This window comes from Phenylobacterium sp. (assembly GCF_044372605.1).
GTDB lineage: Bacteria > Pseudomonadota > Alphaproteobacteria > Caulobacterales > Caulobacteraceae > Phenylobacterium.
The window spans coordinates 1-2,839 of sequence record NZ_JBILRO010000331.1 but is presented as its reverse complement, the minus strand read 5'-3'; the positions used below and the strand labels follow the sequence as shown (position 1 = coordinate 2,839).

The window sequence follows — 2,839 nt, the reverse complement described above, 5'->3', positions numbered from 1 at the left end:
GGGCGTTCTGGTTGGTTCCGGCCGGCCAGTCGACCTGACGCAGGCGATAGCCGATCTCACGTGGGGTCGGGTCGTCGGTCTTGATCCAGACTTCCCCGCCCTGATCCCAGATTTTCAGGCCCGGTGCGAAGAAGGACTCGGTGGGCTTGCCGTCGCGCGGTGTCGCCATCCAGCAGGTCCACTGGTGGGCGCGCTGCAGGCGCAGGTCATCTCCAAGCCAGAGGTCGCCCGCCGACAGGATGAACCGGGTCTCCGCCTTGGCGCCGCAGGACCCCGCCGCAGAGACTCCGGAAAACTGGTTGGCGCGGCGCGTCCAGCGGATGTCGCAGCCGGGCGACGAGAGTTTGAGGCCGGAGCCATTCGCGTCCATGGAGGCAACCGCCTGATACTCCCCGACCGGCCTGGTCAGGTCATTCTCGACGAAATGGCTCACCGTGAAGGTGTGGGGACCGCTGGCTGTGATCGTCGCGTGCCGCCGCGGCGGGACGGCGACGCCCTGTTCCTCGGCGAAGAAGTATTGCTCGGCGTTGTCAAACTCGCCAGGCAGCAAGGTCTCGAACAGGCGCAGGTCGCGCTCCAGTACGCCGCTGGCGGGCGCCATGGTTTTCTTGGGCGGCAGAGGCTGGGCCTGGGCGACGCTGGCCACCAGAGCCGACGCCAAGGCAGTTATGAGCGCTCGCATCAGATGATCCCGCTGTCGGCCAGTCGCGCGATCGCCTGACGCTGGCGCTCGGCGTAGAAGCTGCGGTCGGGGGTGAGGGTCTGGCCATCAGCCCCCGTCAGCGAGTTGCGGGCCTGAATGTCCTGGCCTTCCAGGGCGTCGCGCCACAGGCCGAGCGGCTGGCGGGACAGAATATTGCCCATTCCCGGCCGGCGGCGATAGCGGCGCAAGCCCGCGATATCGATCTCGGCATAGGCGGCCATGCTCTCGCCGTAGCCGGCCTCGGCCAGGACCAGACCCCGATAGTCGATGATCTTGGATGAGCCGTCGGTGGAGGCCTTGGGGATGGCGATGCCCTCGATGCCTGCAGAGTTGGCCGAGATAACATAGGCCAGGTTCTCGATGGCGCGGGCCTGTTTGGCGATGTTCTTGGGGCTTGAGATCGAGGTGGCGATTTCGCTGGAGGAATGCAGCAACACTTCCGCGCCGCGCAACGTCAGGGCGCGGGCGATATCGGGGTAGAGGATTTCTTCCGAAGCGATGGCTGCCATCCGACCGAGCTCGGTGTCGGCGACAGGGAAGACCCCATCAAGGCCATAGATCGAGAGATACTTCTCCCAGACATCATAGGGGCTGGGGGCGAACAGCGAGACGAGGCGGCGATAGCGCAGAACCAGCTTGCCCGAAGGTTCGATCAGAAAGGACGTCTGGAAGTAGAGGCCCGGAAAGTGCGGGTCGCGTTCATAGGCGTTGCCCGAGAGGAAGACATCGGCTGTGCGGGCGACATCGCCCAGGGCCTGATACTCCGGGCCGTCAATCTCCAGCGCAGCCTTTTCGGCCCAGACCGCGGCTGTCTCGCCCATCGGGAACCCGGTGAGAAAGTACTCCGGCAGCACAACCAGACGGACATCAGTGCCGACAAACCGCTTGGAGGCGGTGATCTGGTCAGCGATCCGGGTGATTGACGCCAGCATCCTGGGGCGACTGGCGGCGGCGTCCGCGGCGCCATTCACGGCAAAGCAGGTCGTCTGAAGGGCCAGGGCGATATAGGGCGCAGGTGCGGTCATTCAGGGGTGATCCTTGAAGCTTGGCGCTCGCATCGCGCGGCCGGGTTGGTATAGAAATAGGACAGGTGAAGTGCGCCGCGCCGTCGTGCGCATGAAGGATTGACGCGATGGACGGCGATACAGGCGTACTGGGACTTTCGGCGGCGCAGCTGGACGAGAGCCTGCCGACACCCTTGTACCACCAGATCTTTCTGGTGATGCGCGAGCGGATTCGCAGCGGCGCGCTCTCCGCCGGAACCACCTTGCCCGGCGAGCAGGAGCTGGCGCGGACGCTTCAGGTGTCGCGGATCACCGTGAAGCGGGCGCTGAACGAACTGGCCGGCGACCGTCTGGTCACGCGTCATCGCGGACGCGGCACGATCGTCGCCGGCGACGCAGTCATCCCGATGGTCCGGGGCTCGTTCGACAATCTGCTGGACAGCCTGAAGATCATGGGCCTCGAAACCGAGCTGGAGTTGCTGGAGGTTCGCGAGATGCCGGCCGACGGGATGGTGGCTGAGCGTCTGGACCTCGAGCCCGGAGAGCCGGTCCAGCTGGCCGTCCGCCTGCGCAAGCTGAAAGGCGAACCGTTCTCGCACCTGGTGACCTGGGTGCCCGCCGACATCGCGAGCCGATACACCCGAGCGGAACTGGCCTCGACGCCGCTGCTCAAGCTGCTGCAGCGGGCGGGCGCCGAAGTGATGGAGGCCGAGCAGTGGATCGGCGCCGCCGCTGCGCCGCACCAGATCGCCCTGGCGCTGGGTGTCGATATCGGCTCGCCACTGCTGAAGATCGAACGGGTGATGCGGGCCGCCCGCGGACGGCCCGTACAGTTCATCTGTGGTCACTATCGGCCGGACCGTTTCCAGTACCACTTCACCACCCATCGTCGGCAACGCTCCGGTCAGACCAGCTGGGGCTGACCCGGGCCTACCGGGCCGGCTTTACCCTCCCGGACTCCACGGCCTTCTTGAAATAGGTCCAGCTGGTTTCGTTCGGGCGGGTGTCATCGCCGGGCGGCGGCGTGCGGTAGACCGGATAGTTCGCGGCGATCTCGTCCTTGAGGACCTGCGGCAGAGCATCGACCCCCTTGATCGTCTGGCCCACGGCATTGAAGACCAGGCTCCCAGCG

At 66.0% G+C, this 2,839-nt stretch carries 4 protein-coding genes; 1 reads left to right on the top strand and 3 read right to left on the bottom strand.

The features are described 5' to 3' along the window. A partial coding sequence (locus tag ACIQ42_RS17755) for a hypothetical protein (protein WP_397423556.1) occupies positions 1-682 on the bottom strand: 682 nt, incomplete at its 3' end. Beyond that, positions 682-1,728 carry a nitrilase-related carbon-nitrogen hydrolase gene (locus ACIQ42_RS17750; RefSeq protein ID WP_397423555.1) on the bottom strand — a complete coding sequence of 349 codons (1,047 nt, stop codon included), beginning with the start codon at positions 1,726-1,728 and terminating at the stop codon, positions 682-684. The genes ACIQ42_RS17750 and ACIQ42_RS17755, both read right to left, overlap by 1 nt. 107 nt (positions 1,729-1,835) lie before the next feature. Between ACIQ42_RS17750 and ACIQ42_RS17745 the strand changes: the two genes are divergently transcribed. Next, positions 1,836-2,630 (top strand): GntR family transcriptional regulator, encoded by a 795-nt coding sequence (locus ACIQ42_RS17745; protein ID WP_397423554.1) that lies wholly within the window; start codon positions 1,836-1,838, stop codon positions 2,628-2,630. Between the two features lie 7 nt (positions 2,631-2,637). Here ACIQ42_RS17745 and ACIQ42_RS17740 read toward each other — a convergent pair. Beyond that, positions 2,638-2,839, bottom strand: a 202-nt coding sequence (locus ACIQ42_RS17740) for a DUF1838 family protein (protein ID WP_397423553.1), incomplete at its 5' end; no start/stop codon positions are given.